This is a genomic window from Caulobacter sp. FV1ye13L (assembly GCF_058681155.1).
Genome location: NZ_CM178732.1, coordinates 1,246,464 through 1,273,017, shown reverse-complemented (window position 1 = coordinate 1,273,017; position 26,554 = coordinate 1,246,464). Strand labels below are relative to the sequence as shown.

Here is a 26,554-nt window from a genome sequence, read left to right as displayed (position 1 = left end):
GGTCATCTCAACGGGTCAGGCAGAACGGGCTTCGTCCAGCTGGCCCAGGATCATGATCTTCTGCCAGATCTTGCGGCCCAGGTCCGAGGTCAGGGTCTCGATGTCGTTGACGGCCGAAACAATGACCGGATCATCGCTCTCGCCTGCATAGAGGGCCGCCAGCTTGGCGGTCAGGGCCAGCATCTCGGCGCAATAGTCCAGATAGCGGGCCAGCTGAAAGCGGTTCATCTCGCGCACCGGCGAGGACGGCGTTCGCGGCCCCAGCACCAGGGTGGGGTCCTTGGTCAGCTGGTGCATGTCGATGACGTGGGCGAAGGAGCGCAGCTCATGCAGGGCCTTCTGCACCCGACCGCGCTTCCAGCGGGTTTCCAGCGAGACCAGGAACCAGGCTGCGGCGCCCGACAACAGGATCAGATTGACCGCCGGCTCCAGCCCCTGGGCCAGGCGCAGCGCGTCGGCGCCGCGCAGGGTGGCCAGCCAGTCCAGCCGGGCGATCAGGGCCAGCTCGGCCAGGATCGCGACCAGCACCACGGCCAGAACCAGAAGGCGCAGCCCCAGATAGGGTCGCGACAGCCGCCTGGCCCTCTGGGCGGTGGTCCGCGCCGTCAGGGTCAACTGCTCGCAGACCTGGGCCAGACCGGAATCGGGAAAGCGCTCGGCGACGCGGATGCGCAGATGGTCCAGCGTGTCGACCACCTTGGCCGCATCCAGCTTTCGCGCGCCGTTGTCCCTGGCCATCGGATCCCCCATCGCATGTCGACGCTAGCACGCCGACGGCGCTTGCGGTCAATTCAAACACATGTTTGAATTGACGGATCGGAGACCGGCCATGACCTTCCAGCCGCCAGAGCCCTTCACGCTTCACACACGTCACAGCCCCCTGACCACGCCGTGGGAGCCGCTCTATGCCGATATCCGCGAAGACCGCTGGGTGCTGGGGATCGAGATCCGCGAGCCCCATACCAATTCGCGCGGCGCCCCGCATGGCGGCCTGATCGCCGCCCTGGCCGACAACGCCATGGGCCTGTCGTGCGGCGTGATGCTGAAGGCGCTGAACATCCCGTCCAGCGGACTGGTCACCGTCTCCCTGAGTCTGGACTATCTGGGCGCGGCCAAGCTGGGCCAGTGGCTGGAGTTCGACACCGACTTCATCAAGCCCGGCAAGAGCCTGTGCTACGCCGACGCCACGGTGCGGGCCGACGGCAAGCCGGTGGCGCGGGCCCATGCGACGTTCAAGGTGGCCGGGGCGTAAGGCGGCGGGCTTTTGGCTCGAGACGCGCTCTACAGCCCCGGGGGCGGCGGCGCCAGGATCTCGCGCTTGCCGGCGTGGTTGGCGGCGCCGACCACACCCTCCTTCTCCATCCGCTCCATCAGGGATGCGGCCCGGTTGTAGCCGATCTGCAGGCGGCGCTGGATGTAGCTGGTCGAGGCCTTGCGGTCGCGGGTGACCACGGCCACGGCGTGGTCGTAGAGATCGTTGGCCCCGCCCTCGCCGCCGAAGGCGCCCTCGATGGCCTCTTCCTGTTCCTCGTCGCCGCCGGCGGTGACTTCTTCCAGATAGTTGGGCGTGCCCTGGTCGCGCAGGAACCTGGCCACGGCCTCGACCTCGCCGTCGCTGACGAACGGACCGTGCAGGCGCGTGACCCGCCCGCCGCCGGCCATGTAGAGCATGTCGCCCTGGCCCAGCAGCTGCTCGGCGCCCTGCTCGCCCAGGATGGTGCGGGCGTCGATCTTGCTGGTCACCTGGAAGCTGATCCGGGTGGGGAAGTTGGCCTTGATGGTGCCGGTGATCACGTCGACCGACGGGCGCTGGGTGGCCATGATCAGGTGGATGCCGGCGGCGCGGGCCATCTGGGCCAGACGCTGGACGGCGCCTTCGATGTCTTTGCCGGCCACCATCATCAGGTCGGCGACCTCGTCGATGACCACGACCAGATAGGGCATGGGCTCGGGACGGATCTGCTCGGTCTCGTAGATAGGCCGGCCGGCGTCGTCGAACCCGGTCTGAACAGTGCGCTCGAAATGCTCGCCCTTCTCGAGGGCCTCATTGGCCTTGTCGTTGAAGCCGCCGATGTTGCGCACGCCGATCTTGGACATCCGCCGATAGCGGTCCTCCATTTCGCGCACGGTCCATTTCAGGGCGACGATGGCCTTCTTCGGATCGGTGACGACCGGCGCCAGCAGGTGCGGGATGCCGTCATAGACGGACAGTTCCAGCATCTTGGGGTCGATCATGATGAAGCGGCACTTGTCCGGCGGCAGCTTGTAGAGGATCGACAGGATGATGGCGTTGACCCCGACCGACTTGCCCGAGCCGGTGGTGCCGGCGATCAGCAGGTGGGGCATCTTGGCCAGGTCGGCGATATAGGGCTCGCCGCCGATGGTTTCGCCCAGGGCCATGGGCAGGATCGACGTGGACTTGTCGTAGTCGTTGCTGGACAGCAGATCGCGCAGATAGACCGTCTCGCGCTTGGAATTGGGCATCTCGATGCCGATGGCGTTGCGGCCCTGGGCCACGGCCACGCGGCACGAGATCACGCTCATCGAGCGGGCGATGTCGTCGGCCAGGGCTACGACGCGGGCGGTCTTGACGCCGGGCGCGGGCACCAGCTCGTACATGGTGACCACGGGGCCGGGACGGATCTGGTCGATCTGGCCCTTGACCCCGAACTCGGCCAGCACGCTTTCCAGCAGGCGGGCGTTCTGGCGCAGGGCGGCGGCGTCGACCTCGGACGAGCGCGGCTTGGCCTTGGCCAGCATGGCCAGTTCGGGCAGCTGGAAGCCGCCCTCGTCATTGAAATTGAAGGCTTTCTGCTGTTCGCGCTGCTCGCGGCCGCTGTCCTTGGGCAGGGTCTTGGGCTTGGCGATGGCGAGCGGGCGGGCCGCGACGGGCTCGTCTTCGTCCGCGTCGTCATGGGCGACGGGCGGCGGCGTGTAGGCCTGTTCGGGAACCTCGACCTCGGGTCGGGCCGGGCGACGCGGCGGGATGGGGGTCTCGACGGCCTTGCGGGCGCGCGGCGCCTTGGGCGCGGGGGCCGCAGGCTCAGGCTCGGCGCGTTCACGCGGCTGCAGGGCGTCGCCGACGGCGTGGGCGATGGCCTCCGGGTCGAACCGGCGGAAGCCGATGGCGTAGCCCAGCGCGATGGCGGCGCCGATGGCCAGCAGGATGGCGGCGATCAGCCGGGCGCCGGGCACGCGGGCGAAATCGAAGATGGCGGCGATCAGGTGCAGCAGGCCGTCGCCCCAGAACCCCCCCAGGCCCTTTTCCAGCGGCCAGGCGGCCGGCGGGGCCGGCGCCGACAGCAGACCGGCCAGGGCCAGCAGGCCCAGGGTCCCGATTCCGGCGCGCCGGCGCAGGTCGCGCCGCTCGGCGGCCGGATCGGCCTGCGATACGCGGGTGACGCCAAACACCAGCATCAGCAGGGCCGCGCCCCAGCCCGACAGGCCCAGGGACTGGATCATGATATCGGCCACGGCCGCGCCCGCCCCGCCCAGGGCGTTGGTCGGGCTTTGCCCCGTGGCGGCGTTCAGGCTGGGATCGGCGGCGTTATAGGTGGCGACGGCCAGCAGCAGGCCGGCGCCCACCACGGTGACCAGACCGCCGCGGAACCGCGCCGACCAGGGCTGGGCCCAGCCGTAGCGGATCGCATCCCAGAAGAGCTCCGCCGTTGTACGCCGCGCCGCTCGCGCCATGAAACTCTCCGAAACACCGGGTATCGAACTCTCGAACCAGCATCTTTTGCCGCAAGAGGGTTAAGGGGCGTTTACGGCGTTCGTTTTCGGTCGGTTCAGAACGTCGCGGGCTTTGTGAGCCTCGCTGGGCGTTGCTGTCAGGCAGCAGGCGCTCACTCGTAGTGCGTCGCGCTACATGCGGCTTGTCTTCTGTAGCGTATCGCACTACGCTTCTCGGACGAGAGGCGCGGGATGATCCAAAGCTGGAAAGGCAAGTTCGCGGAAGAGGTCTTTCTGGGGCGTTCGCCCAAGGGCTTTCCGCCAGACCTTGTCAAAGCCGCCCGTCGCCGGCTGGCGGCGGTCCATGCGGCCATGACTGTGGAGGATCTTCGCACGCCGCCGGGAAATCGCCTTCATCAGTTGACCGCCAACCGTTCAGGCCAGTGGTCGATCAGCATCAATGACCAGTTTCGTATCTGCTTTGAGTGGGGTCCCGCAGGACCTGAAAACGTTGAGATCGTCGACTACCATTGAGTAGGTGGAGCCCGTCAGCGGCGAGGAGAAAGACATGACCATCGACTACACGACGCTGGCCTCGCCCCTGCCCCATCCGGGCGAACTGTTGCGCGAGGACTATCTGCCCGCCTTCAACCTGACCGCTGGCGCCCTGGCCAAGGCGATAGGTTTGAAGGATCGCAGCCGTATCGAACAGTTGGTGCGCGAGCAGCGCTCAATCACCGCTGACACCGCCCTGCGTCTGGGCAAGGCGTTTGGAACCTCGGCCGAATACTGGATGAACCTCCAGGCCCAGCACGACCTGTCGCGCGATGCGATCACGAGCCGGGACGCCTTGGCGGATATCCAGCCGCTGATTGCGGCCTAGATCGGGCGACGGCTCTCCACGACGTGGCGCGCCTAAGCCGCCTCAAACCGCAGCGGGCCACCCCAGAAGCTTTCGACCAGACCGTTCTGCGGACCCGGAGCGCCGGTGGTCAGGAAGGTCCGCGACCCGCCCGTCCCCGGATCAAGCTCCGGATGGCGCTCCAGATAGAGCTCCAGCGCGTCGGCGGTCGCAGCCGGCTGCTGGATCAGCGGCGTGCCGGCCGGCAGGGCGGCGCGGAAGATGTCGGCGATGATCTCGTAGTGGGTGCAGCCCAGCACCACCCGGTGCGGGTAACGGCCGATGCGGGTCTTCAGCGCCTCGACATGGGCCTCGACGGCCTTGGCCAGCTCGACCACGCCGGCATCGGCCTCGATCATCGGAACCAGGTCGCCGCAGGGCTGGGAGAACACCGCCAGGTCCTGTTTGCGCTTGTCGATCTCGATCTCGTAGACGCGCGAGCGGGCCGTGGCGGGGGTGGAGAACACGCCCAGCACGTCCAGCTGTTCGACCTTGTCGCCGCGCCGCTCGGCCTCGTGCTCCCAGGGCAGGCCGGTGGCCGCCTCGATGGTTGGCACGATGATGCCCAGGATGTTGACGGGTCGGCCCAGCGACTTGCGATAGCCGGGCAGCCAGGTCTGCTGCAGGCGGCGCAGGGCGATGGCGCTGGCGGTGTTGCAGGCCAGAACGACCAGACTGGCCCCGGTCTCGAACAGGCGCTCGCAGCCGGCGCGGGTGAGATCGACGATCTCCTCGCCGGTGCGCACGCCATAGGGCGCGTTGGCCTGGTCGGCCAGATAGGTGAAATCCGCCTGCGGGAGGCGTTGCACGAGAGCGCGGTGGACGGAAAGACCGCCAACCCCTGAGTCAAAGACGCCGATGGACATGGCGCTGGTTTAGCCTTGCCCGCGCGTTTCGTCCACGCTGCCACGCTGCCGCTTTTCGGACGAGGTCAAAGGTTACGGTCCTGTCATGTGACGGCGGCCCGGGGCTGGCCTAGGGTCGCCGCCAACACTTCCACCGGAGATCATCCGTGCAACGTCGTACCTTCCTCGCATCAGCCGCCGCCACCGGCGTCGCCGCGACCCTCAATCCGAGTTTCGCCATGGCCGCCGACGGCAATCCCATGCTCGCCAAGTGGACGGGCCCCTATGGCGGCGTGCCGGCCTTCGACAAGGTCAAGGTCGCCGACTTCAAGCCGGCCCTGGAAGCGGCCATGGCCAAGAACCTGGCCGAGATCGACGCCATCACCGCCAACACCGCCGCGCCGACCTTCGACAACACCATCGCCGCCCTGGAAGACAGCGGCCGGACCCTGTCGGACCTCTACTGCTATTACGGCATCTGGGGCGGCAACATGAGCACGCCGGAATTCCAGACGGTCGAGGAGGAGATGGACCCCAAGCTGGCCAGCTTCGGCGACAAGATCACCCAGAACGCCGCGCTCTTCAAACGAATCGAGACGATCTACAATTCGCCGGACAAGGCCAAACTGACCTCCGAGCAGCAGCGCGTGCTGTGGATCTACTACACCAACTTCGTGCGGGCCGGCGCCAAGCTCGACCCCGCCGCCAAGGCCCGGGTCGCGGCGATCAACACCGAGATGGCCGGCTATTTCACCAAGTTCAGCCAGAACCTGCTGGCCGATGAAAACACCTATATCGAGCTGACGCAGGCCGATCTGGTCGGCCTGCCCGACTCGCTGAAGGGCAATGCGGCGTCCAATGCCGCGCAGCGCAAGCTGGCCGGCAAGTCCATCATCGTCAACACGCGCTCCAGCGTGGACCCCTACCTGACCTATTCGCCGGTGCGCGCTACCCGCGAGAAGGTCTGGAAGGCCTTCGTCAATCGCGGCGATGGTGGCGGCGCCACCGACAACAACGCCCTGATCGCCAAGATCCTCAAGCTGCGCGTCGAGCGCGCCAAGCTGCTGGGCTTCAAGACCCACGCCCACTGGCGCCTGGAAAACGCCATGGCCAAGACGCCTGAACGGGCCATGGCCCTGATGGAGGCGGTGTGGACCCCGGCCATTGCCCAGGTGGCCATCGACGTGGCGGCCATGCAGGCCATCGTCGATGCGGAAAAGGGCGGCTTCAAGATCGAGCCGTGGGACTATCGCTACTATGCCGAGAAGGTCCGCAAGGCCAAGTACGACCTCGATATGAACGAGGTGAAGCCGTACATGCAGCTGGAAAAGCTGCGCGAGGCGATGTTCTGGGCCTCGGGCGAGGTCTATGGCTTCCAGTACCAGAAGGTCGAAGGCCTGCCGGTCTATCACGAGGACATCACCGTCTATGAGGTGACACGCGCCGGCAAGCATGTGGGCCTGTGGTACTTTGATCCCTATGCCCGCGAGGGCAAGCGCTCGGGCGCCTGGATGAACGCCTATCGCACCCAGGAGCGGTTCAAGGGCGAGATCACCACGCTGGTGTCCAACAATTCCAACTTCATCAAGGGCGCGCCCGGCGAGCCGGTGCTGATCTCGTGGGATGACGCCACCACCCTGTTCCACGAATTTGGCCACGCCATCCATGGCCTGAACGCCAACGCCACCTATCCGACCGTGTCGGGCACCAACGTGGCGCGCGACTATGTCGAGTTCCCCAGCCAGCTGAACGAGCACTGGCTGCCGACCCCGCAGGTGCTGAGCAAGTTCTGCGTCCACTACAAGACCGGCGAGCCGATCCCCCAGGCCCTGGTCGACAAGATCAAGGCCGCCGACAAGTTCAACCAGGGCTTCGCCACCACCGAATACCTGGCCAGCGCCCTGATCGACATGAAGCTGCACCTGGCCGGCGACGTCGACATCGATCCGGACAAGTTCGAGCGCGACGAGCTGACGAAGCTGGGCATGCCCAGGGAGATCGTCATGCGCCACCGCACGCCGCAGTTCGGTCACGTGTTCTCCGGCGACGGCTATTCGGCCGGCTACTACAGCTATCTCTGGGCCGACACCCTGACCGCCGATGTCGCCGAGGCCTTCCAGGAGGCCCCCGGCGGCTTCTATGACAAGCCGACCGGCCAGCGGCTGATCGAAACGATCATGTCGAAGGGCAATTCGGTCGATCCGGTCGACCAGTTCAAGGCCTTCCGCGGCCGCGACGTGAAGATCGGCGCCCTGATGCGCGATCGTGGCTTCCCGGTGCCGCCGGGGGCCTAGGCGCCGTTCTCACCTCCAAAAAGCTTGTCATCCCGGAAGCCTCGCAGAGGCTATCCGGGACCCAGGGGCAGCCGCATTGCGTTTGCTCCTGGGTCCCGGCTCTCCCCCCGGCCTTCGCCGGGGAGCGGCTGGGATGACAAGGTTTAAAGAGACGACATGACGTTCATAAAACCATCTTTCGTCGCGCTTGCGACCGCCGCCATGCTCCTAACGACGGCCGCCCACGCCCAGACCATCGACCTGGGCCCCGCCCCCGAAGGTCCCGGCAGCGCGGTGGTCGAGGAGCTGCTGGTGGTGGCCCGCGCCCCCGGTCCGGCCATCTGGCTGGTCGAGAAGGGCGGCTCCAGGCTCTATGTCGTCGGCGCGGCCGCCCCCCTGCCCCATCAGATGGCCTGGAAAAGCCCGCGCCTTGAGCGCGCTCTCGATCAGGCCGACCTCCTGCTGGCGCCGCCGAAGGCGTCGGTGGGTCCGGGCCAGATCGCCGGTTTCGTGCTCAAGGGCGGCGCGGGCCTGCGTCAGGGTCTGGGCGACAGGCTGGAAGACGATCTGCCGCCGGACCTGAAGGCCCGCTTCATCTCGGGCCGCACCCGGGCCAAGAAGAGCGCCGGCGAGTACAAGAACTGGACGCCGGCCATCGCCGGCTTCCTGCTGCTGTCGGACTTCCGCCAGGCCGCCGGGCTGTCCGAAGCCAAGCCGGTCAGCACCATCGAGCGCATGGCCAGGGCCCGCAAGGTCAGGATTAAGGCCATGGGCCAGTACCGGATGAGCGCGGTGGTCAACGCCGCCGGCAAGCTGTCCAAGGACGCCCAGCTAGCCTGTCTGACGGATGCCCTCGACGAGCTGGAATATGAAGGCGGCCGGCCCACCACCATCGGTTCGGACTGGGCGCGCGGCGATCTGGCCAGCGTCCGTTCGCGCTATTCGGCCAGCGCCGCCCAGCGCTGCCTGCTGCGTTCGCCCGGCGGGGCCAAACTGCTGGAGCAGCAGATCGGCCAGTCGGCGTCGGCCCTGTCCGGCGCCCTGAACAGGCCCGGCGTCACGGTGGCAGTGGTCGATCTGGCCTTTCTGCTGCCGGCCAATGGGGTGCTGGACCGGCTGAAGGCGAGCGGGGCGACCGTCACGTCGCCGCCGGACTAGCTCGCAAAATCCTTGTCATCCCGGAAGCCTCGCAGAGGCTGTCCGGGACCCAGGGCAGCCGCATTGCCTTGGCCCCTGGGTCCCGGCGCTCCGCTTCGCTGCGGCCGGGATGACAAGGATTTGTGAGCTTCAGACAGGTTTGCCCACTACCCCAAGCGCGAAATCAACCGCGCCAGCCGCGCCACGCCATCTTCAATCTGAGCCGCGTCGGGCAGCGAATAGCTGAGCCGCAGGGCGTTGGCCGTCGGAACCTCGGCGAAGAACGGCTCGCCGGGCACGAAGGCGACGCGCTCCTCGGCCAGAGCCCGTTCCAGCACGACCTTGCCGTCCATGCCTTCGGGCAGCCACACCCAGACGAACATGCCGCCCTGCGGCTGCGACCAGGTGACGCCGGCCGGCATGTGGCGGTCCAGAGCGCTCAGAATGGTGCCGGCGTTGGCGCCATAGGCCGCGCGCAGCATGCCCAGATGCTGGTCATAGCCCTCGACCACGGCGCGATGGGCGACCATCTGGTTGATGGTCGAAACGTGCAGGTCGGCGCCCTGTTTCAGTAGCACCAGCTTCTCGATCACCGCGCGGGGCCCGCAGACCCAGCCGATGCGCAGGGCCGGCGACAGGGTCTTGGAGAAGGTGCCGCAGAACAGGGTGCGGGCCGCCTCGATCCCGCCCGACCGGGCGATGTCCAGTGACAGCAGGGTCGGCAGGGCCTCGCCGCTGAAGCGCAGCTCGCGATAGGCGGCGTCCTCGATCAGGGTCATGTCCAGATCGCCGGCCAGGCCCAGCAGGGTCTCGCGCTCGGCCAGGGTCAGGCTCTGGCCGGTGGGATTGGCGAAGTCGGGGACGAAATAGCCCAAGGCCCCGGTCGCCCGCTCGCGCGCCGCGGCGTCCAGCCCCTCGACCAGTCCGGCTTCCGGCAGGTCCAGATAGGCCGGCTCATAGCCGTTGAAGGCCTGCAGCGCGCCCAGATAGGTGGGCCGGGCCACCATCACCGTGTCGCCCCGGGTCAGGAACAGCTTGCCCAGCAGGTCGAGGGCCTGCTGCGAGCCGGCGGTCAGCATGATGTTGTCTGGCCCACACGGCATGCCGTCTCGGGTCATGCGTTCGGCGATCCAGTCGCGCAGCGGCAGATAGCCCTCGCTGACCGAATACTGCAGCGCCTGGGCCGCCAGTTTCGGATCGGCCAGTATGGCGTCATAGCCGGCCTGGATGCGTTGGCTGGGAAACAGGCCCGGATTGGGGATGCCGCCGGCGAACGACAGGATGTCGGGCTGGTCCAGCAGTTTCAGAAGTTCGCGGATCTCGCTGGCGCGGACGCGGGTCATGCGCTCGCTGAAACGCGTGGCCCAGTCGGGAGGGGTGATGGTCATGTCGTTGAATGTCCGTAGATTTCGCTGACGGCTTGGCCGTCCATGAGCCGCACGCGCGGCGTCTCGCCCGATCAGGTCAGGAGCGTCATACGGAGCGGATAAGGTCCTGCGCGCGACGGAGCCCAAAGCCCCGGCGACCGCTCTGGGTCGTGGTCATGAGCCAAGCCTAGCGCGATCATTCCGCGAAGGGAACGCCCCCGGCGCCCCTGGACAAGGTTTAAGCGTCGATCGCTTGACGCCGGCGGCGCACGGCGGGAACCCTGCGAGGCGTCATCAACGGGGAAGCGTCACATGAAGCTCTGGATTTCCGTCGCCGTCCTGGCGCTGACCGCCACGGCCGCCCGCGCCGAGGTCACCGACGCCACCCCCGGCGGCTTCCAGGTTCGGCACGAGGTCGAGATCGCCGCTCCGGCCGCCCGGGTCTGGGCTGCCCTCGTCCAGCCCTCCACCTGGTGGGACAGCCGCCACACCTGGTCGGGCTCGGCGGCCAACCTGTCGCTGGCCCCGGCCTCGGGCGGCTGTTTCTGCGAAAGGCTGCCGAACGGCGGCTCGGTGCTGCACATGAGCACCGTCAACGCCGCGCCCAATCAGAAGCTGGTGCTGTTCGGGGCGCTGGGTCCGCTGCAAAGCAGCGGCGCGGCCGGCCATCTGGGCTTTGGGCTGGCGGAAAAGGAAGGCAAGACCACCCTGACCGTCACCTATGACGTCGGCGGCTACATGAAGGGCGGTCTCAATGCGATCGCCGCGCCGGTCGACGGCGTGATCGGCCAGCAGGTCGCGCGGCTCAAGCGCCAGGTCGAGACCGGCAAACCCGCAACGGATTGAGCGCTGAACTCATTGTCATCCCGGACAAGCGCGTAGCGCGCAGATCCGGGACCGACGCCTGAACGCTGCGCTCCGGATCGGTCCCGGCTCTACAGGCCGCTAGGCGGCCTTCCCGCCGGGATGACACAGGAAAGCCTAACAAAAAAGGGCGGCCACGAGGGCCGCCCTTTTCCGGACTTTGGGGTCGGGGGAAAGGTTTATCCGGCCTGGGCCATATCGCCTTCGGTGGCGCCCAGCAGGGCCATCTGCAGGCGCGAGCGGTCGCGGCGAGCCGCTTCCAGGGCGCCTTCGGACAGGGCGGCTTCGGAGGTGAGGCGCTCGATCTGGGCCTGCAGCTCGCCGAGCTTCTCCTCGTGCTGGCGGCGCGCGGTATCCTGGGCCTCCTGCATGACTTCCAGGCGGACGCGCAGCTGATTGGCGCGCTCCTCGGCCCGTTGCAGGGTCTTGTCGTGGGCGACGGCGGCCTTGGCCAGCTGGTCGGCGCGCTCGATGGCGGCGGCGCGGGCGGTGTCGACGCCGGCGTGACGCTGACGCAGGCCTTCGCCCTCGTCTTCCAGCGAGCGGATACGGTCGAGGGCGCGTTCCAGGGCGACGTTCAGATCGCCGGCCCGGCGTTCGACGGCCTGCTGCTGGGCGCTGGACTCGGCCAGACGCTGCGAGATCTGGCCGTTCATTTCTTCCAGCTTGTCGGCGCGGCCGGTCGCGGTTTCCAGACGGGTCTGCAGGGCCGAGATCTCGGCGCGGCCGGCCTCGACCTGGCTTTCCAGACCGCGAATGGTGCGGCCGCTGTCGGCCTGGTGCACGGCCAGGGCGTTTTCGGTGGCCTGGATGCGGGCGCGTTCGGCGGCGATCTGGGCTTCCAGATCGGTTTCGATGCGCGACAGGCGGGCGATGTCGATGCCGGCCTGGTCGATGCGCTTCTTCAGGGTCGCCACTTCCTCGACGAGGAGGGCGTTTTCCTGGTTGGCGCGGGCCAGCGAGGCCTCGGCCTCGCCGCGGCGGGTGTCGATGTCCTGGCTCTGGGTGCGCAGGGTGTCGACGTCCTGAACCAGATGTTCGATGCGGGCGGTGGCGTCGCGCAGCGAGGCGTCGAGATTGCCGACCTTGAGATCGGACTGCAGCAGGCCGTTGCGCAGGCGATCGATCTCGAGGGCATTGTCCTCAAGGGTGGAGTCCTGGGCCTGGATGCGGGCGTCGGATTCGCCCAGCGCCGTGCGGGTGACGGCCAGCTTGGCGGTGAGCTCGCGCTCCTCGGTCTGGGCCAGGGCGACCTGGCGCAGGGCCTGTTCGTAATTCGTGCGCAGGGCGATCAGTTCAGCGTGCTCGGCGCGGCGGGCTTCGAACTCTTCGGCGACCGGCTGGCGGATCTCGGCCAGCAGAGGCTCGATGGCCCGCAGGTGCTCTACGACGCGGCTGATGCTGTCGAGGCCGCCATGGATGGTCTCATAACGGACGCCGATGGCCTGGGTGGATTCGATCAGCCGCTCGGCGAATTCCGGCCGCCCGGCGTCTTCGACCAGCATGGCCGGCTTGACGGTCTTCGTGTCACGCACGTTCTTCGACAGAAGCCGCATCTCGCCCATCCCCTTGATCAACCCAAGGCCCCGTGAGCGCCGACGGCACGATAGCCGCCAAGCCCCGAATCCCTTGCCCAGAAGTTAACAAAATAGTCGAAGGTCAAGGCGAATGTCGAGGGCGCTAGCGTCGCACCCGCGCTGAACCTTGCCGTCGCGGTTCGCCTGCGACGCGAAAGCCGCCGCGCCGACCGGCAAGGTCAGACGCGACGGCTCACAGCATCGTCCGGGGACGGCGTTCAGGCCGCCGCCTGCTCCGCCGTTTGGGCCGGCTCCAGGCGGATCAGGTAGTCAAAGGCCGACAGCGAGGCCTTGGACCCTTCGCCCATGGCGATGATGATCTGCTTGTAGGGCGTGGTGGTCGCATCGCCGGCGGCGAACACGCCGGGGATCGAGGTTTCGCCGCGATAATCCACTTCGATCTCGCCGCGATTGGAGAGGGCGACGCCGCTGTCCTTCAGCCATTCGGTGTTGGGCACCAGGCCGATCTGCACGAACACGCCTTCCAGGTCGATGCGGTGGGTCTCGTCGCTGCCCCGGTCCTTGTAGGTCAGGCCGTTGACCTTGGCGCCGTCGCCATGGATCTCGGTGGTCATGGCCGAGGTGACGACGGCCACATTGGGCAGGCTGGCCAGCTTGCGCTGCAGCACCGCGTCGGCCCGCAGCTGGTTGTCGAACTCGATCAGGGTCACGTGGGCGACGATGCCGGCCAGGTCGATGGCCGCCTCGACGCCGCTGTTGCCGCCGCCGATCACCGCCACGCGCTTGCCCTTGTACAGCGGGCCGTCGCAGTGCGGGCAATAGGCCACGCCCCGGTTCTTGTACTCGGCTTCGCCGGGCACATTGACGTTGCGCCAGCGGGCGCCGGTCGAGAGGATCACGCTGCGCGACTTCAGGATGGCGCCGTTCTCCAGCTTGACCTCGATCAGGCCGCCCGGGGTCTTGGCCGGAACCAGGCCCACGGCCTTCTGCAGGTTCATGATGTCGACGTCATAGTCCTTGACGTGCTGCTCCAGGCCCGAGACCAGCTTGGGACCCTCGGTGTGCGACACCGAGATGAAGTTCTCGATGGCCATGGTGTCCAGCACCTGGCCGCCGAAGCGCTCGGCCGCGACGCCGGTGCGGATGCCCTTGCGGGCGGCGTAGATCGCCGCCGCAGCCCCGGCGGGGCCGCCGCCGATCACCAGAACATCGAACGCGGCCTTGGTCTTGATCTTCTCGGCCGCGCGGGCGACGGCGCCGGTGTCCAGCTTGGCCAGGATCTGTTCCAGGTCCATGCGGCCCTGGCCGAAGGGCTGGCCGTTCAGCAGGATGGTCGGCACGGCCATGACCTGGCGCTGCTCGACCTCATCCTTGAACAGGGCGCCGTCGATGGCGACGTGGGTGATGTTGGGGTTCAGGGCGGCCATGGTGTTGAGCGCCTGGACCACGTCCGGACAGTTCTGGCAGCTCTGCGAGAAGTAGGTCTCGAAGTGGAACGGGCCCTCCAAAGCGCGGACCTGGTCCAGCACCTCGGCGTCGACCTTGGGCGGATGGCCGCCCACGTGCAGCAGGGCCAGCACCAGCGAGGTGAACTCGTGGCCCAGCGGCAGGCCGGCGAACCGAACGGATGCATCGCCCGCCGCGCGGGTGATGGCGAACGACGGCTTTCGCGCATCGTTTCCGGCCAGGTTGAGGCTGACCTTGTCAGAGGTCCCGGCCACGTCTTTGAGCAGCGCCAGCATCTCTTTCGAGCCCGCGTCCTCGCCCAGCGAGGCGACCAGTTCGATCGGCTGGCGCAGGTTCTGCAGATAGGCGTTCAGCTGGGTCTTCAGACCTTCGTCCAACATGGCGGGCTCCGAATGCGAGGCGCAATTGTCCTGTGATCAGGAAACGCGCGAAATTTTGGGAAGGGGGCGCCGCCGCCGGCTCCGTGGGGAGACGGTCAGCGGACGACGGCGCCGTATCACCAACCCTTGCGGGCCAGCAGGCAGGCTTGGGGTCTAGATCTTGCCGACGAGGTCGAGCGAAGGCTTCAGGGTCTTTTCGCCTTCTTCCCACTTGGCCGGGCAGACTTCGCCCGGGTGGGCGGCGACGTACTGGGCGGCCTTGACCTTGCGCAGCAGTTCCAGGGCGTCACGGCCGATGCCGCCGGCGGTGATTTCGACAATCTGGATCTTGCCGTCCGGGTCGACGACGAAGGTGCCGCGGTCAGCCAGGCCGACCTCCTCGATCATCACGTCGAAGTTGCGGGTGATCGTGCCGGTCGGGTCGCCGACCATGGTGTAGGCGATCTTGCCCACGGCTTCCGAGGTGTCGTGCCAGGCCTTGTGGGCGAAGTGGGTGTCGGTCGACACCGAATAGATCTCGACGCCCAGCTTCTGGAACTCGGCGTAGTTGTCGGCCAGGTCTTCCAGCTCCGTCGGGCAGACGAAGGTGAAGTCAGCCGGATAGAAGAACACGACCGACCACTTGCCCTTCAGGTCGGCGTCGCTGACGGTAATGAACTTGCCGTTCTTGAGGGCTTCGGCCGTGAAGGGTTTGATGGTGGTGTTAATCAGGGACATGGCGTGCTCCGTAAATGGGTGAGGCCTGTCTATCCACCGCCGCTCGATAGGTCCAATCGATTAAATCATTCCCGTGGATAGGTTCTTTCTATGCGCCTCGCCCTGAAGGCTCTATAGGGACGGCATGCTGCCCACCCTGCGCCAACTGCAATATCTGAAGCTTCTGTCGGAGCACGGCTCGTTCAGCCGCGCCGCCGAGAGCGCCCATGTCACCCAGCCGACCCTGTCGGCGGGGATCCAGGAACTGGAGAAAATCCTCGGGGCCCCCGTGGTCGACCGGGCGCGCTCGGGCGTGATCCTGACCGCCGCCGGCCAGGAGGCCGTGCGCCGGGCCCAGGACATCCTGACCCGCACCGAGGATCTGGTGCAGGCGGCGCGCGGCGCGGGCCTGCCGCTGGCCGGCCGGTTCCGGCTGGGCGTGATCCCGACCATCGCCCCCTATCTGCTGCCGCGCGCCCTACCCGTGCTGCGTGACCGCTTCCCCAAGCTGCGGCTGTTCCTGCGCGAGGACCTGACCCAGCGCCTGATCGCCAGTCTCAAGGCCGGGGCCCTGGACGCCGCCCTGATCGCCCTGCCCTATGACATGTCGGGCCTGGACTGGGCCCATGTCGAGGATGACGAACTGCTGGCCGCCGCCCCCGCCAACCATCCGATGGCCGCTTCGGTCCGGGTCGATCCCGACAGCCTGGCCGGCGATGACCTGATCCTGCTGGAGGACGGCCACTGCCTGCGCGACCACGCCCTGGCCGCCTGCGGGCTGGAGGCCCCCAAGGCGTTTGGCGACGAGGAGAGCTTCGCGGCCACCTCCCTGCCGACCCTGGTGCAGATGATCGGCTCGGGCCTGGGCATCTCGTTCCTGCCGGCCATGGCGGTGCAGGCGGGCCTGACCGACAACGCCGCCGTCACCGTGCGGCCGCTGGATCACGCCCACTCCAGCCGCGAGATCGTGGTGGCCTGGCGGGCGGGCTCCACCCGCGCGGCCGAGGGGCGCCTGCTGGCCGAAACACTGCAGGCCGTCTGATCGCGGCGTCAGGGCCGATCGAGCGGTCTAAAACGCGATAATCAGATATATCTAAATACGCTCTTGCCTTTCGACCGATTCGATATATCTATTGTTTCGATATAACGAAACAGGATCGAAACGACATGTTTGGACGACACCATCATCACGGCGGCCGCGATGGCCGCCACCACAGCCGCCACCCCTTCGGCTTTCACGGCCATGATCACCACGGACGCGGTCCTGGCCGGGGCGGCGGTCGCATGGGCCGGTTCTTCGACCACGGCGACCTGCGCTTTGTGGTCCTCAAGCTGATCGCCCAGCAGCCCAGCCACGGCTATGAGCTGATCAAGGCGGTCGAGACCGCGGCCGGCGGCGCCTACACCCCCAGCCCCGGCGTGATCTATCCGACCCTGACCCTGCTGGAAGAGCTGGGCTACATCACCGTCAGCGAAGCCGGCGGCGGCAAGAAGCTGCACACCATCACCCCCGAGGGCGAAGCCTTCCTCGAAGCCAACGCCCAGCCGGTGAAGAGCCTGTTCGAGCGCATGGCCGAGGCCGCCGCCCGCAGCGCCGCCTTCTCGCCGCAGATCCTGCGAGCCCGGGAAAACCTCAAGACCGCCCTGCGCCTGAGGCTGACCGCCGGCCAGCTGTCGGCCGAGCAGGTCGAGCAGATCGCCAAGGCCCTGGACGACGCGGCCGGCGTCATCGAGCGCATCTGATGCAGACCCTGATGCAGAGCCATGCCCGCCTGACCACCGACAAGGGCGCCCGCTACATGACCCAGCTGGCCAAGCACTGGAGCCACAAGTTCGCGGTCACCTTCGACGCGACCAGCGCCCGCATTCCCCTGCCGATCGGGGACTGCCGGATGCTGGCCGACGAGACCGGCCTGGACATCACCGTCGAGACCTCCGGCCTCGAAGGCCTGGCCCGACTGGAAGACGTGGTCGCCGAACACCTGCTGCGCTTCGCGTTCCGCGAAGGGGTCGAGAAACTGGCCTGGACCCGCGCCTGGGACGCCGGGCGGATCGATCCCCCGGCGCTGCGGGTGGGGCTCTCTCAGGGGTGAGCCTTCCCTCTCCCCTTGCGGGAGAGGGTGGCCCGCGAAGCGGGTCGGGTGAGGGGTCGAAAGACCTCACCGCCGCTCAGAAATATCCGCTCGAAACAGACTGACAGGGTGATCCACCCCTCATCCGGCCCTTCGGGCCACCTTCTCCCGCAAGGGGAGAAGGGCGCATCTCAGTGCAGCCCGCGCAGCAGGTCCAGCCGGCGCATCGCCTTGCCGGGCAGTTCCGACATCCGGCCCAGGGGCAGGGACTCGGCCATGTGGCGCACGCCATAGGCGGCCTGGCGCACGAAGGTGGCGGGCGAGGGCGAGCCCAGGAAGCCGAACACCACGGTCTGCTGGGCGTTGGAAAGCTCACGCTTGAAGCGGTAGTCGCCGGCCCCGAGGTCGAGGCGGTCGTAAGGCGTGCTGTCCATGCTTCTCAGAATGTCCTGGAACAGCATCAGGCCGGGCGAATAGCGTTCGAACGCGGCATTGTGGGCGATCAGCCAGCCATGGACGGTGTGGGCGCCCCGCAGGTGCAGGTGCACGGCGGCCAGCTTGCCGCCCAGGTGCAGGGTGTAGAGCCCGCCGCCGAAGACGGGGTCGCGGGTCGCGAACAGGGCGTTGACCAGGTCCATGACCCAGGGCGTTCTGAAATAGTCGGTCTGGCCGGTGGCGATCAGCTGGGCGCGTTTCCAGGCGATCAGCTGGTCGAAATCGGCGCGTGAGTTTGACATGGCGGTGAAGACGGCCGGGCCGACCTCGCGCTCGGCCTTGCGGCGTTTCTTGTCGATGTCCTTGAGCACGCCCGAGCCGGCGGCCTTTCGCCCGGCTTCATAGGCGGCGTAGCCGTCCGGAATCTCGACAATCCAGGACTCGGTCTGGCCACGACCGTGGCGGGCCAGGGTCTCGTCGTCGGCCTGCATGTGGCAGAAATCGAGGCGATGGACGTGCAGGGCGGTCAGCAGCTGGCGCGGATCCATCGCGACGCCGGGGGCCGAGACCAGGGCCTGATAGTCGCACATCGGGGCGCCGACCGGCATGCCGACATCGGCGCGAACCCGGGCGGGAAGGAAGCCGATGGCCTGGCCGTCTTCGGCGCGCAGGATGGCGACCTTGATCTCGCCGGCCTTCTTGCCGGTCGCCGCGCGGGCCCGGGCCACGGCCTGGGTCCAGCGCGGCGACAGGAAGGGCGAGTCCAGGCGCGCCTGACCCACCTGCAGGCTCGACCAGCGGTCGATGTCTGTGAGGCTCAGCTCCAGCGCGGGAACGACTTCAATCTTCAAGGACGATGGGCTCTGGGCGACTCACGACCGATCTGGTCGGCCGCGAGTCTGACCCAGATAGCTTTCCCTAGTGTTGACGAAACCCCGTTTTGGGTAGGGCCATTTTACTGAATTAATCCATCAGCTTGCGCGACAGATACACATATTCCAGCGCCTGGCGGCGGGCGGTTTCGGCCAGGTTGGCCGAGGCCGCGTGCCCGCCGTCGATATTCTCGTAATAGAGGACGGGGTAGCCCAGCGCTTCCAGACGCGCCGCCGCCTTGCGGGCGTGGGCGGGGTGGACGCGGTCGTCCTTGGTCGAGGTCTCGATGAAGACTTCCGGATAGTTCTGGCCGGCTTTCAGGTTCGAATAGGGGTCATACCGCTCGATCACGGCCCGCTCCGACGGTATGGCCGGGTCGCCATACTCACCAACCCACGAGGCCCCGGCCCCGATCTGGCTGTAGCGGATCATGTCGAACAACGGCACCTGCACGACGATGGCGTTGTAGAGCTCGGGCCGCTGGGTCAGGGCCACGCCCATCAGCAGGCCGCCGTTGCTGCCGCCCATGATCCCCAGCCGCCGGGGCGAGGTGATCCTGCGGTCGATCAGGTCCTGGCTGACGGCGAAGAAGTCGTCATAGACCTTCTGGCGGTTCTCCTTGAGGCCCGCCGAATGCCAGGCCGGGCCGAACTCGCCGCCGCCGCGGATATTGGCGACCACGTATGTGCCGCCGCGCTCCAGCCACAGCTTGCCCATCACGCCCGAATAGCCGGGCGTCATCGACACCTGGAAGCCGCCATAGGCGTAGAGCAGGGTGGGGGCGGTTCCGTCGTACTTCACGCCCTTGGGCCGCACGACGAAATAGGGGATCTTCGTCCCGTCGGTGCTGGTGGCCTCGAACTGCTCGACCACATGGGTTGAAGCGTCAAAGCGGGCTGGTGAAGCCTTGACCTGTTCCAGCTTCAGCGAGCCGGCGTCGGCCAGCCAGAAGGTCGAGGGCGTCAGATAGCCGGTGACGGTGACGAACAGGCGCTCGTCCTTCTCGGCGCTGGAGCCCAGGCCGATCGCGGAATTGGCCGGCAGGGCCAGATCCTGCGACGTCCAGCCCTTGGCGTCGTGGGTCATCACCCGGGCCGCGCCCTTGACGTTGTCGAGCAGGGCCACGACCAGCCTGGTGCGGGTGGTGGTGACCTGCTCCACCGACTGTTTCGCCGTCGGACGCAGAATGAGCGTCGCCTTGGCGCTGGTCGGGGCGGCCTTCAGGGCGGCCAGGTCGAAGCTGATCAGGTCGCCGGTCTTGAAGCCCTTGTCGGCCCAGTCCTGCTCCAGCAACACCACCATCTGGCCGGCGACATAGGCCTGGATCGAGCTTTTCAGCGGCAGGTCCAGCTTGACCGCGCCCTTGTCGGTCAGCAGGTGCTTTTCGCTCTCGAAGAAGGTCACGCCGCGATAGGCGATCACCGCCTGGGTGACGCCGTCGGCGTCGCGCAGCACGAAGGGGCTGACCGACACGTCGGTCTCGGTCCCGCGATAGACCTCCTGGGCCGCCGACAGCGGCTGGCCGCGTTTGACGATCTTCAGCACATAGGCATAGCCCGACTTGGTGACCTGGCCGGGCTCCCACTCGCGACCGACTAGCAGGGTGTCCCGGTCCAGCCAGCTATAGTCCTGCTTGCCCTCGGGCAGCGCAAAGCCGCCCGCCACGAAGCTCTTGGTCGTGGTGTCAAACTCGCGAACCGTCACGGCGTCCTTGCCGCCGTCCGACAGGGTGATCAGGCAGCGCGTCTCTTCCGGCGGGAGACACGAAGCGCCCTTGAACACCCAGTTGGCGCTCTCGGCTTTCGACAGGGCGTCGATGTCGAGGATCGTCTCCCAGACCGGCTCGGCCGTGCGGTAGCTGTCCAGCGTGGTCGTGCGCCACAGGCCGCGCACATGGGTCGCGTCCTGCCAGAAGTTGCGCAGGGACCCGTCGCCGGTGAACGACACGCTGGGCACCCGGTCCTTGGCGTTGAGGATCGCCAGGGCCTGGGCTTCCAGGCCGGCATAGCGGGCGTCGCCCTGCAGCACCGGCAGGGTCTTGCCGTTCTGGGCCCGGGCCCAGTCCATGGCCCGGGTCCCTTCGATCTCCTCCATCCACAGATAGGGATCGTTCTTGCCCAGCTCGACCAAAGGCGTGCGGGCTTCGGGCGCGGGTTCGGCGGCGTGAGATGCGGTCATCAGGCTCGTGGACGCTAACAGGGCAAGGACAAGGCGACGCATGGACTTAGTGATCCATCAGCTGGCGTGACAGGTAGGTGTAGTGCAGGGCCCAGCGGCGGGCGTTCGACTTGGGGTCCGCGCCATTGGCGTGGCCGCCGTCGGTATTTTCGAAATACAGATTATCCACCTTCAGATCGTCCAGCCTTGCCGCGAACTTGCGGGCGTGGCCGGGATGGACGCGGTCGTCCTTGGTCGAGGTGGTGATATAGGCCAGCGGGTATTTCACCCCGGCCTTCAGGTTCTGATAGGGCGAATAGGCCTCAATGAAGGCCCGCTCGGCCGGAATGGCCGGGTCGCCATATTCGCCGATCCACGAGGCGCCGGCCGGCAGGACGGTGTAGCGGATCATGTCCAGCAGCGGGCTTTCCACCACCACCGCGTTCCACAGGTCGGGCCGCTGGGTCAGGGCCACGCCCATCAGCAGGCCGCCGTTGCTCCGGCCATAGGCGCCCAGATGGCGGGGCGAGGTGATCTTCTTGGCGATCATGTCCTCGGCCACGGCGTAGTAGTCGTCGAAGGCCCGCTGGCGGTTGGCCTTCAGGGCCGCGTCGTGCCAGGCCGGGCCAAACTCGCCGCCGCCCCGGATATTGGCGACCGCATAGCTGCCGCCCTTCTCCAGCCACAGCTTGCCGATCAGCGGGTCATAGACCGGCAGTTTCGAGAGGTTGAAGCCGCCGTAGGCGTGCAGCAGCGTCGGGTTGGAGCCGTCGTGCTTGTGGCCCTTGGGATGGATCAGGAAATAGGGAACCTTGGTGCCGTCCTTCGACGTGGCGACCTTCTGCTCGACCTCGAGATTGCCGCCCTCGAACTGGGCGGGCAGGGCCTTGACGGTTTCGGACGCGCCGCTGACCGCGTCGGCCAGTTTCAGCTGGGTCGGGGTGGTGAAGCCCTCGACGCTGTAGAAGATCTGGTCGCCTTCGTCGGCGTGCGAGCCCAGCGACACTGACGCGTTGGGCAGGCCGGGCAGAGCGGCCTTGGTCCAGCTCGAACCGGTCGGTTTGAAGGTAAAGACCCCGCCGCGCACATTGTCATAGATCGCCGCGACCACCGTGTGGTCGGTGACGGTCAGCTGGTCGACGGCCTGCACGGCCGTGGGGGCGAAGATCACGCTGGTCGACAGGCCCGCGTCCGGCGTCACGGCGATGATCGAGCCGGCCTTGGTGCCCAGGCCGTCCTCGTTCAGCTCGACGATCAACCTGCCGTTCAGCAGACCGGCGATATTGGCCTTCTGCGGAATGGCCAGCGGTACGACCTCGCCGTCGATCCAGACATTGCGCTCGGTGTGGAAGAAGTCGGTAGCCCGGTCGATCAGCACCACCCGGTTGCCGGCCGCGTCGCGCAGCACGTTGGGACGGGCCGAAACGTCGCTCTTCTGACCGCGAAACAGCTCGACCGCGTCGCTCAGAGCCTGACCGCGCTTGAGGGTCTTGATGACCATGCCATAGCCGCTGTCGGTGGTGGTGCCCGGCCCCCAGTCGCGGGTCAGGATCAGGGTGTCGGCGTCCAGCCACTCAACGTTCTGCTTGCCTTCGGGCAGGACGAAGCCGCCGTCCACGAAGGCCTTGGTCGTCAGGTCGAACTCGCGGACTTCGACGGCGTCCTTGCCGCCGTTGGACAGGTTCACCAGGCAGCGGTCATGGGTTTTCGGCCGGCAGTCGGCGCCCTTCCAGATCCAGTTCTTGCCTTCTGCTTTCGCGAGCGCGTCGAGGTCCAGCACCGTCTCCCAGACCGGCGAGGCGGTCTTGTAGGAGGCGAGCGTCGTGCGCCGCCAGATCCCGCGCACATGGGTCGCGTCCTGCCAGAAGTTGAAGACGCTGGTCCCGATGAAGTTGGGCGCCGCGATGCGGTCCCTGGCCGACAGGATCGTCAGGGCCTGCGCCTGCAGGCCCGCGAAGCGCGGATCGCCCGACAGGAGCGGCAGGGTCCTGTCGTTCTCTGCATTCACCCAGGCCAGGGAGTCGGAGCTTTCCACCGCCTCCAGCGCCAGATGGGGATCGCTGTCCTGCGCCAGCGCGGCGCCGTGGGACAGCAGGGTCAGGGCCAGGGCCCCGGCGGAACAGGTGCGAAGCATCTTCATGACGCGGGACGGTATCGAAAAAACCGACCCGCGCCAGAGCTAGTGGCGGAGGATTGGACCCCCTTGTCGCGATTGCCCGCAAGATCTTCGGGCGAGCGGATTGCCGTAACACCCGGCCGCGTCACCCCAACCCCTGACGCTATCGCGACTTTTCCACTATATAGCCCCACCATGAGCCGCACCTTCGTCAAGATGAACGGCCTCGGCAACGACTTCGTCGTGATCGAGACCGCCAGCCAGTCCTTCGAGCCCACGCCCGAGGCGATCCGCGCGATCGCCAAACGGGGTGAGGGCGGGATCGGCTGCGACCAGGTGATCGCCATCGATCCGCCGCGCAGCGCGGGCGCTTCGGCCTATGTGCGGTTCTGGAATTCCGACGGCGACGCGGTCGGCGCCTGCGGCAACGGTACGCGCTGCGTGGCCTGGCTGCTGATGCAGTCGTCGGGCAAGGACAGCGTCGCCTTCGACACCGACGGCGGCCGCCTGTCGGGCCAGATGGCCGGCGACAAGCGGGTCACGGTCGATATGGGCCAGCCGGGCCTGGACTGGACCCAGATCCCGCTGTCCGAAGAGATGAACACCGAGCGGGTCGAGCTGCAGGTCGGCCCGATCGACGCGCCGCTGGTCCACACGCCGGTCTGCGTCTCGATGGGCAATCCGCATGTGGTGTTCTTCGTCGACGCGCCGGTGACTGACGCCTTCGCCACCGGGACCGGTTCGCTGGTCGAGCATCACCCGCTGTTCCCGCAAGGCGTCAATGTCGGCTTCGCCCACATCGCCGCCCGCGATCACATCCAGCTGAAGGTCTGGGAACGCGGCGCGGGCCTGACCCTGGCCTGCGGCACCGGCGCCTGCGCCGCCCAGGTGGCCGCCGTGCGCCGGGGCCTGACGGACCGCATCGCCACCGTCGAGTTCGAGAGCGGCAGCCTGGTCATCGAATGGCGCGAGGCCGACGGCCACGTGATCATGACCGGCCCGATCACCCTGGAATACACCGGCAAGCTGCCGGAGAAGGTCGCCGCATGAGCCTCCACCCCGCCCTCGAGGCCGGCAAGACCGCCGTCATCACCGGCGCCGCCGACGGCATCGGCCTGGCCGCCGCCAAGATCTTCCGCGAGCTGGGCCTCAATGTGGTCATGGCCGACGTCACCGGCCGAAAGCTGAAACAGGAAGCCGAGGCCATCGGCGCCCTCGCCGTGCCCACCGACGTCGCCGACCGCGCGGCGGTCGAGGCCCTGAAGGCCGTCGCCCTGGAAAAGTTCGGTGCGGTCGATGTGCTGATGAACAATGCCGGGGTCGGCGGCGGCGGCGACGCCTTCGCCGGCGACGACGCCTGGTCGCGCATCCTCGACGTCAATTTGTGGGGCGTGATCAACGGCGTTCAGGTGTTCGGCGAAGAGATGGCCCTGTCGGGTCGTCCCGGCCTGATCATCAACACCGGAAGCAAACAGGGCATCACCCAGCCGCCCGGCGACACGGCCTATAATGTCTCCAAGGCGGCGGTGAAGGCCCTGACCGAGGGCCTGGCCCACACCCTGCGCCAGACCGAAGACTGCCAGGTCACCGCTCACCTGCTGATCCCCGGCTACACCTTCACCGGCATGACCAAGCGCGGTCCGGGCGGCAAGCCCGACGCGGCCTGGACGCCCGAGCAGGTGGTGCACTTCATGCTGGCCCGCATCGAGGCCGGCGACTTCTACATCCTGTGCCCCGACAATGACGTCACCCGCGCGGTCGACGAGAAGCGCATGGCCTGGGCCATGGGCGACATCATCGAAAACCGCCCGGCCCTGTCGCGCTGGCATCCCGACTGGAAGGACGCCTTCGCGGCGTTTGTCGACAAGCCGTGACCACCTACACCGTCATCTCGCGTCCGCCGACGCCGAAGCCTGCTGTTGGCGAAGAGGGAGGACCGGCGATGGTGTCGTCGGGCCCCGACGGCGTCGATGTCGTCACCTTCGGCTGCCGTCTGAACGCCTATGAGTCCGAGGCCATCCGGGCCCGGGCCAGCGCCGATGGCCTGTCGGACGCGGTAGTGTTCAACACCTGCGCGGTGACCAATGAAGCCGTGCGTCAGGCGCGGCAGGCGATCCGCAAGGCGCGCCGCGAGCGGCCCGACGCCCGGCTGATCGTCACCGGCTGCGCCGCCCAGATCGACCCCGCCGCCTTCGCCGCCATGCCGGAAGTCGATCTGGTTTTGGGCAATGCCGAAAAGGCTGCGCCCGGGGCCCTGCTCGACACCTCCACCCGCGTGCGGGTCAATGACATCATGTCGATCAAGGAGACCGCCGGTCACCTGATCGCCGGCCTCAAGGACCGCGCCCGGGCCTATGTCGAGGTCCAGAACGGCTGCGACCACCGCTGCACCTTCTGCATCATCCCGTTCGGACGCGGCAATTCCCGTTCGGCCCCGGCCGGTGAAGTGGTCGAGCAGGTCCGCCGCCTGACCGCCGAGGGCTATAATGAGGTGGTTCTGACCGGCGTCGACGTCACCTCGTGGGGAACCGACCTGCCGGGCCAGCCGACGCTTGGCCAGCTGGTGGGCCGGATCCTCAAGCTCGTGCCCGAGTTGCCGCGCCTGCGCCTGTCGTCGATCGACGCCGCCGAGATCGATCCCGACCTGTTCAAGCTGCTGGAAACCGAGCCGCGCCTGATGCCCTATCTGCATCTGAGCCTGCAGGCCGGCGACAACATGATCCTCAAGCGCATGAAGCGCCGCCACAGCCGCGAGGACGCCCTGAAGCTGGTGGCCGAGGTGCGCCGCGTGCGCCCCGACACCGCCTTCGGCGCCGACCTGATCGCCGGCTTCCCGACCGAGAGCGAAGAGGCCTTCGAAAACACCCTGAAGCTGGTGGAGGAGGCGGGCCTGGCCTTCCTGCACGTCTTCCCCTACAGCGCCCGCCCCGGCACGCCGGCCGCGCGGATGCCGCCGGTCAAGGGGCCGGTGATCAAGGACCGCGCCCGCCGTCTGCGCGAAGCGGGGCAGGCGGGGCTCGAACGCCATCTGCAGCGCCAGGTCGGCCGCGTGCTGTCGGGCCTGGTCGAGCGCGACGGCGTGGCCCGCGCCGAGGACTTCACCGAGATCGTCTTTGCGGGCGAAGCGGCTTCGGGCCAGATTCTGGCCTTCCGGGTCACCGGCCACGACGGGTCGCGGGTGATCGCCGAGCTGGCCCCGTGAGTCTGAGCGGCCGCTGCCAGTGCGGCGCCGTCCGCTTTCGGGTCGAGGGCGATCCCGGCCGCGCTTCGATCTGCCATTGCCGCATGTGCCAGAAGGCCTTCGCCGGCCCGTTCGGGGCGCTGGTGACGGTCGAGGTGGCTAACCTGACCTGGACGCGCGGCGCGCCGACCCATTTCCAGAGTTCGGATCAGATCCAGCGCGGCTTCTGCGCCGCCTGCGGCACGCCCCTGTCTTTTGAGTGGAGCGCCGACAAGATCGACCTGGCGGTTTTCGCCTTCGACGACCCGTCGGCGGTTGAGCCTGGGGTTCAGCTGGCCGTCGAGAGCCGGCCGGCCTGGATGGATCATCTGTCGCAGATGCGGGTGAGACCGCCGATGGGGCCGACCGGTGCGGTGGCGTCGCGCCAGCACCCTGACCACGACACCTAGGGGTCACGACTTGTTCCCAAAGGGGGATTCGTCGTCGCGACCTTCAACCTCAGGGCAAAAGGATTCCCGCAGGCCTTCTGCAGGGTCCACGTCTCCCGCACACCCAAGAAAAAACCGGGCCGGACAGGGTC

General features: G+C 67.6%; 23 protein-coding genes. 13 read left to right on the top strand and 10 right to left on the bottom strand.

Features of this window, described 5'->3' with window-relative positions:
* Positions 1 to 15: 15 nt before the first annotated feature.
* Positions 16 to 738 (bottom strand): hypothetical protein, encoded by a 723-nt coding sequence (locus ACW176_RS05945; protein WP_419319404.1) that lies wholly within the window; start codon positions 736 to 738, stop codon positions 16 to 18.
* Positions 739 to 829: 91 nt separating this feature from the next.
* Between ACW176_RS05945 and ACW176_RS05940 the strand changes: the two genes are divergently transcribed.
* Entirely contained in the window at positions 830 to 1,252 is a 423-nt protein-coding gene (locus ACW176_RS05940) for a PaaI family thioesterase (RefSeq protein WP_492111250.1), read from the top strand.
* Between the two features lie 29 nt (positions 1,253 to 1,281).
* Here ACW176_RS05940 and ACW176_RS05935 read toward each other — a convergent pair whose 3' ends face one another.
* Positions 1,282 to 3,693, bottom strand: a complete 2,412-nt coding sequence (locus ACW176_RS05935; RefSeq protein ID WP_492111249.1) for an FtsK/SpoIIIE family DNA translocase — start codon at positions 3,691 to 3,693, stop codon at positions 1,282 to 1,284.
* Positions 3,694 to 3,924: 231 nt separating this feature from the next.
* On the opposite strand from ACW176_RS05935, the gene ACW176_RS05930 reads away from it, so the two are divergent.
* Positions 3,925 to 4,206, top strand: coding sequence for a type II toxin-antitoxin system RelE/ParE family toxin (locus ACW176_RS05930; protein ID WP_492111248.1), 282 nt, complete (start codon positions 3,925 to 3,927; stop codon positions 4,204 to 4,206).
* A 34-nt stretch (positions 4,207 to 4,240) separates the two neighbouring features.
* A complete protein-coding gene (locus ACW176_RS05925) occupies positions 4,241 to 4,555 on the top strand; it encodes a HigA family addiction module antitoxin (protein ID WP_492111247.1) in 315 nt (104 codons plus the stop codon).
* Between the two features lie 32 nt (positions 4,556 to 4,587).
* On the opposite strand, the gene ACW176_RS05920 is transcribed toward ACW176_RS05925, so the two are convergent.
* On the bottom strand, positions 4,588 to 5,439 hold the full coding sequence (locus ACW176_RS05920) for a glutamate racemase (protein ID WP_492111246.1): 852 nt from the start codon (positions 5,437 to 5,439) through the stop codon (positions 4,588 to 4,590).
* Positions 5,440 to 5,585: 146 nt separating this feature from the next.
* Here ACW176_RS05920 and ACW176_RS05915 point away from each other — a divergent pair, with 146 nt between their 5' ends.
* Together ACW176_RS05915 and ACW176_RS05910 are read left to right on the top strand one after the other, a co-directional pair.
* Positions 5,586 to 7,712, top strand: coding sequence for a M3 family metallopeptidase (locus ACW176_RS05915; RefSeq protein ID WP_492111245.1), 2,127 nt, complete (start codon positions 5,586 to 5,588; stop codon positions 7,710 to 7,712).
* A gap of 201 nt (positions 7,713 to 7,913) precedes the next feature.
* Entirely contained in the window at positions 7,914 to 8,849 is a 936-nt protein-coding gene (locus ACW176_RS05910) for a TraB/GumN family protein (RefSeq protein ID WP_492111244.1), read from the top strand.
* Positions 8,850 to 8,995: 146 nt separating this feature from the next.
* Here ACW176_RS05910 and ACW176_RS05905 read toward each other — a convergent pair whose 3' ends face one another.
* The gene (locus ACW176_RS05905) at positions 8,996 to 10,216 is read right to left on the bottom strand and encodes an aminotransferase-like domain-containing protein (protein ID WP_492111243.1); all 1,221 of its coding nucleotides are present in this window, start codon (positions 10,214 to 10,216) and stop codon (positions 8,996 to 8,998) included.
* A 291-nt stretch (positions 10,217 to 10,507) separates the two neighbouring features.
* Between ACW176_RS05905 and ACW176_RS05900 the strand changes: the two genes are divergently transcribed.
* On the top strand, positions 10,508 to 11,041 hold the full coding sequence (locus ACW176_RS05900) for an SRPBCC family protein (RefSeq protein WP_492111242.1): 534 nt from the start codon (positions 10,508 to 10,510) through the stop codon (positions 11,039 to 11,041).
* 197 nt (positions 11,042 to 11,238) lie between these two features.
* Here the strand turns inward: ACW176_RS05900 and creS are convergent, their stop codons facing one another.
* The 3 genes from creS to ahpC form a co-directional block, all read right to left on the bottom strand.
* Complete coding sequence (creS, locus tag ACW176_RS05895) at positions 11,239 to 12,615, bottom strand: crescentin (RefSeq protein WP_492111241.1); 1,377 nt, start codon at positions 12,613 to 12,615, stop codon at positions 11,239 to 11,241.
* A gap of 239 nt (positions 12,616 to 12,854) precedes the next feature.
* On the bottom strand, positions 12,855 to 14,444 hold the full coding sequence (gene ahpF / locus ACW176_RS05890; RefSeq protein WP_492111240.1) for an alkyl hydroperoxide reductase subunit F: 1,590 nt from the start codon (positions 14,442 to 14,444) through the stop codon (positions 12,855 to 12,857).
* Between the two features lie 153 nt (positions 14,445 to 14,597).
* Positions 14,598 to 15,161 carry an alkyl hydroperoxide reductase subunit C gene (gene ahpC / locus ACW176_RS05885; RefSeq protein ID WP_419319392.1) on the bottom strand — a complete coding sequence of 188 codons (564 nt, stop codon included), beginning with the start codon at positions 15,159 to 15,161 and terminating at the stop codon, positions 14,598 to 14,600.
* Between the two features lie 124 nt (positions 15,162 to 15,285).
* Between ahpC and ACW176_RS05880 the strand changes: the two genes are divergently transcribed.
* From ACW176_RS05880 to ACW176_RS05870, 3 genes are all read left to right on the top strand, one after another.
* The gene (locus tag ACW176_RS05880) at positions 15,286 to 16,182 is read left to right on the top strand and encodes a hydrogen peroxide-inducible genes activator (protein ID WP_419319391.1); all 897 of its coding nucleotides are present in this window, start codon (positions 15,286 to 15,288) and stop codon (positions 16,180 to 16,182) included.
* Positions 16,183 to 16,307: 125 nt separating this feature from the next.
* Positions 16,308 to 16,883: a PadR family transcriptional regulator gene (locus tag ACW176_RS05875; RefSeq protein WP_492111239.1), complete on the top strand. Its 576-nt coding sequence runs from the start codon at positions 16,308 to 16,310 to the stop codon at positions 16,881 to 16,883.
* Positions 16,883 to 17,233, top strand: coding sequence for a DUF2218 domain-containing protein (locus ACW176_RS05870; RefSeq protein ID WP_492111238.1), 351 nt, complete (start codon positions 16,883 to 16,885; stop codon positions 17,231 to 17,233). Before ACW176_RS05875 ends, ACW176_RS05870 begins: the two co-directional genes overlap by 1 nt.
* Before the next feature lie 170 nt (positions 17,234 to 17,403).
* On the opposite strand, the gene ACW176_RS05865 is transcribed toward ACW176_RS05870, so the two are convergent.
* The 3 genes from ACW176_RS05865 to ACW176_RS05855 all read right to left on the bottom strand — a co-directional run bounded on the left by ACW176_RS05865 (position 17,404) and on the right by ACW176_RS05855 (position 22,817).
* Positions 17,404 to 18,498: a GNAT family N-acetyltransferase gene (locus tag ACW176_RS05865; RefSeq protein ID WP_492111237.1), complete on the bottom strand. Its 1,095-nt coding sequence runs from the start codon at positions 18,496 to 18,498 to the stop codon at positions 17,404 to 17,406.
* 112 nt (positions 18,499 to 18,610) lie between these two features.
* Positions 18,611 to 20,740, bottom strand: a complete 2,130-nt coding sequence (locus ACW176_RS05860; RefSeq protein WP_492111236.1) for a prolyl oligopeptidase family serine peptidase — start codon at positions 20,738 to 20,740, stop codon at positions 18,611 to 18,613.
* Positions 20,741 to 20,744: 4 nt separating this feature from the next.
* Positions 20,745 to 22,817 (bottom strand): prolyl oligopeptidase family serine peptidase, encoded by a 2,073-nt coding sequence (locus ACW176_RS05855; protein ID WP_492111235.1) that lies wholly within the window; start codon positions 22,815 to 22,817, stop codon positions 20,745 to 20,747.
* A 171-nt stretch (positions 22,818 to 22,988) separates the two neighbouring features.
* Here ACW176_RS05855 and dapF point away from each other — a divergent pair, with 171 nt between their 5' ends.
* The 4 genes from dapF to ACW176_RS05835 are packed head-to-tail and all read left to right on the top strand — an operon-like array spanning position 22,989 to position 26,423.
* A complete protein-coding gene (gene dapF / locus ACW176_RS05850; RefSeq protein WP_492111234.1) occupies positions 22,989 to 23,843 on the top strand; it encodes a diaminopimelate epimerase in 855 nt (284 codons plus the stop codon).
* Positions 23,756 to 24,667 (top strand): SDR family NAD(P)-dependent oxidoreductase, encoded by a 912-nt coding sequence (locus ACW176_RS05845; protein ID WP_492111233.1) that lies wholly within the window; start codon positions 23,756 to 23,758, stop codon positions 24,665 to 24,667. Before dapF ends, ACW176_RS05845 begins: the two co-directional genes overlap by 88 nt.
* The gene (gene mtaB / locus ACW176_RS05840) at positions 24,664 to 25,995 is read left to right on the top strand and encodes a tRNA (N(6)-L-threonylcarbamoyladenosine(37)-C(2))-methylthiotransferase MtaB (protein ID WP_492111232.1); all 1,332 of its coding nucleotides are present in this window, start codon (positions 24,664 to 24,666) and stop codon (positions 25,993 to 25,995) included. Before ACW176_RS05845 ends, mtaB begins: the two co-directional genes overlap by 4 nt.
* Entirely contained in the window at positions 25,992 to 26,423 is a 432-nt protein-coding gene (locus ACW176_RS05835; RefSeq protein ID WP_492111231.1) for a GFA family protein, read from the top strand. Before mtaB ends, ACW176_RS05835 begins: the two co-directional genes overlap by 4 nt.
* The last annotated feature ends 131 nt before the right edge of the window (positions 26,424 to 26,554 follow it).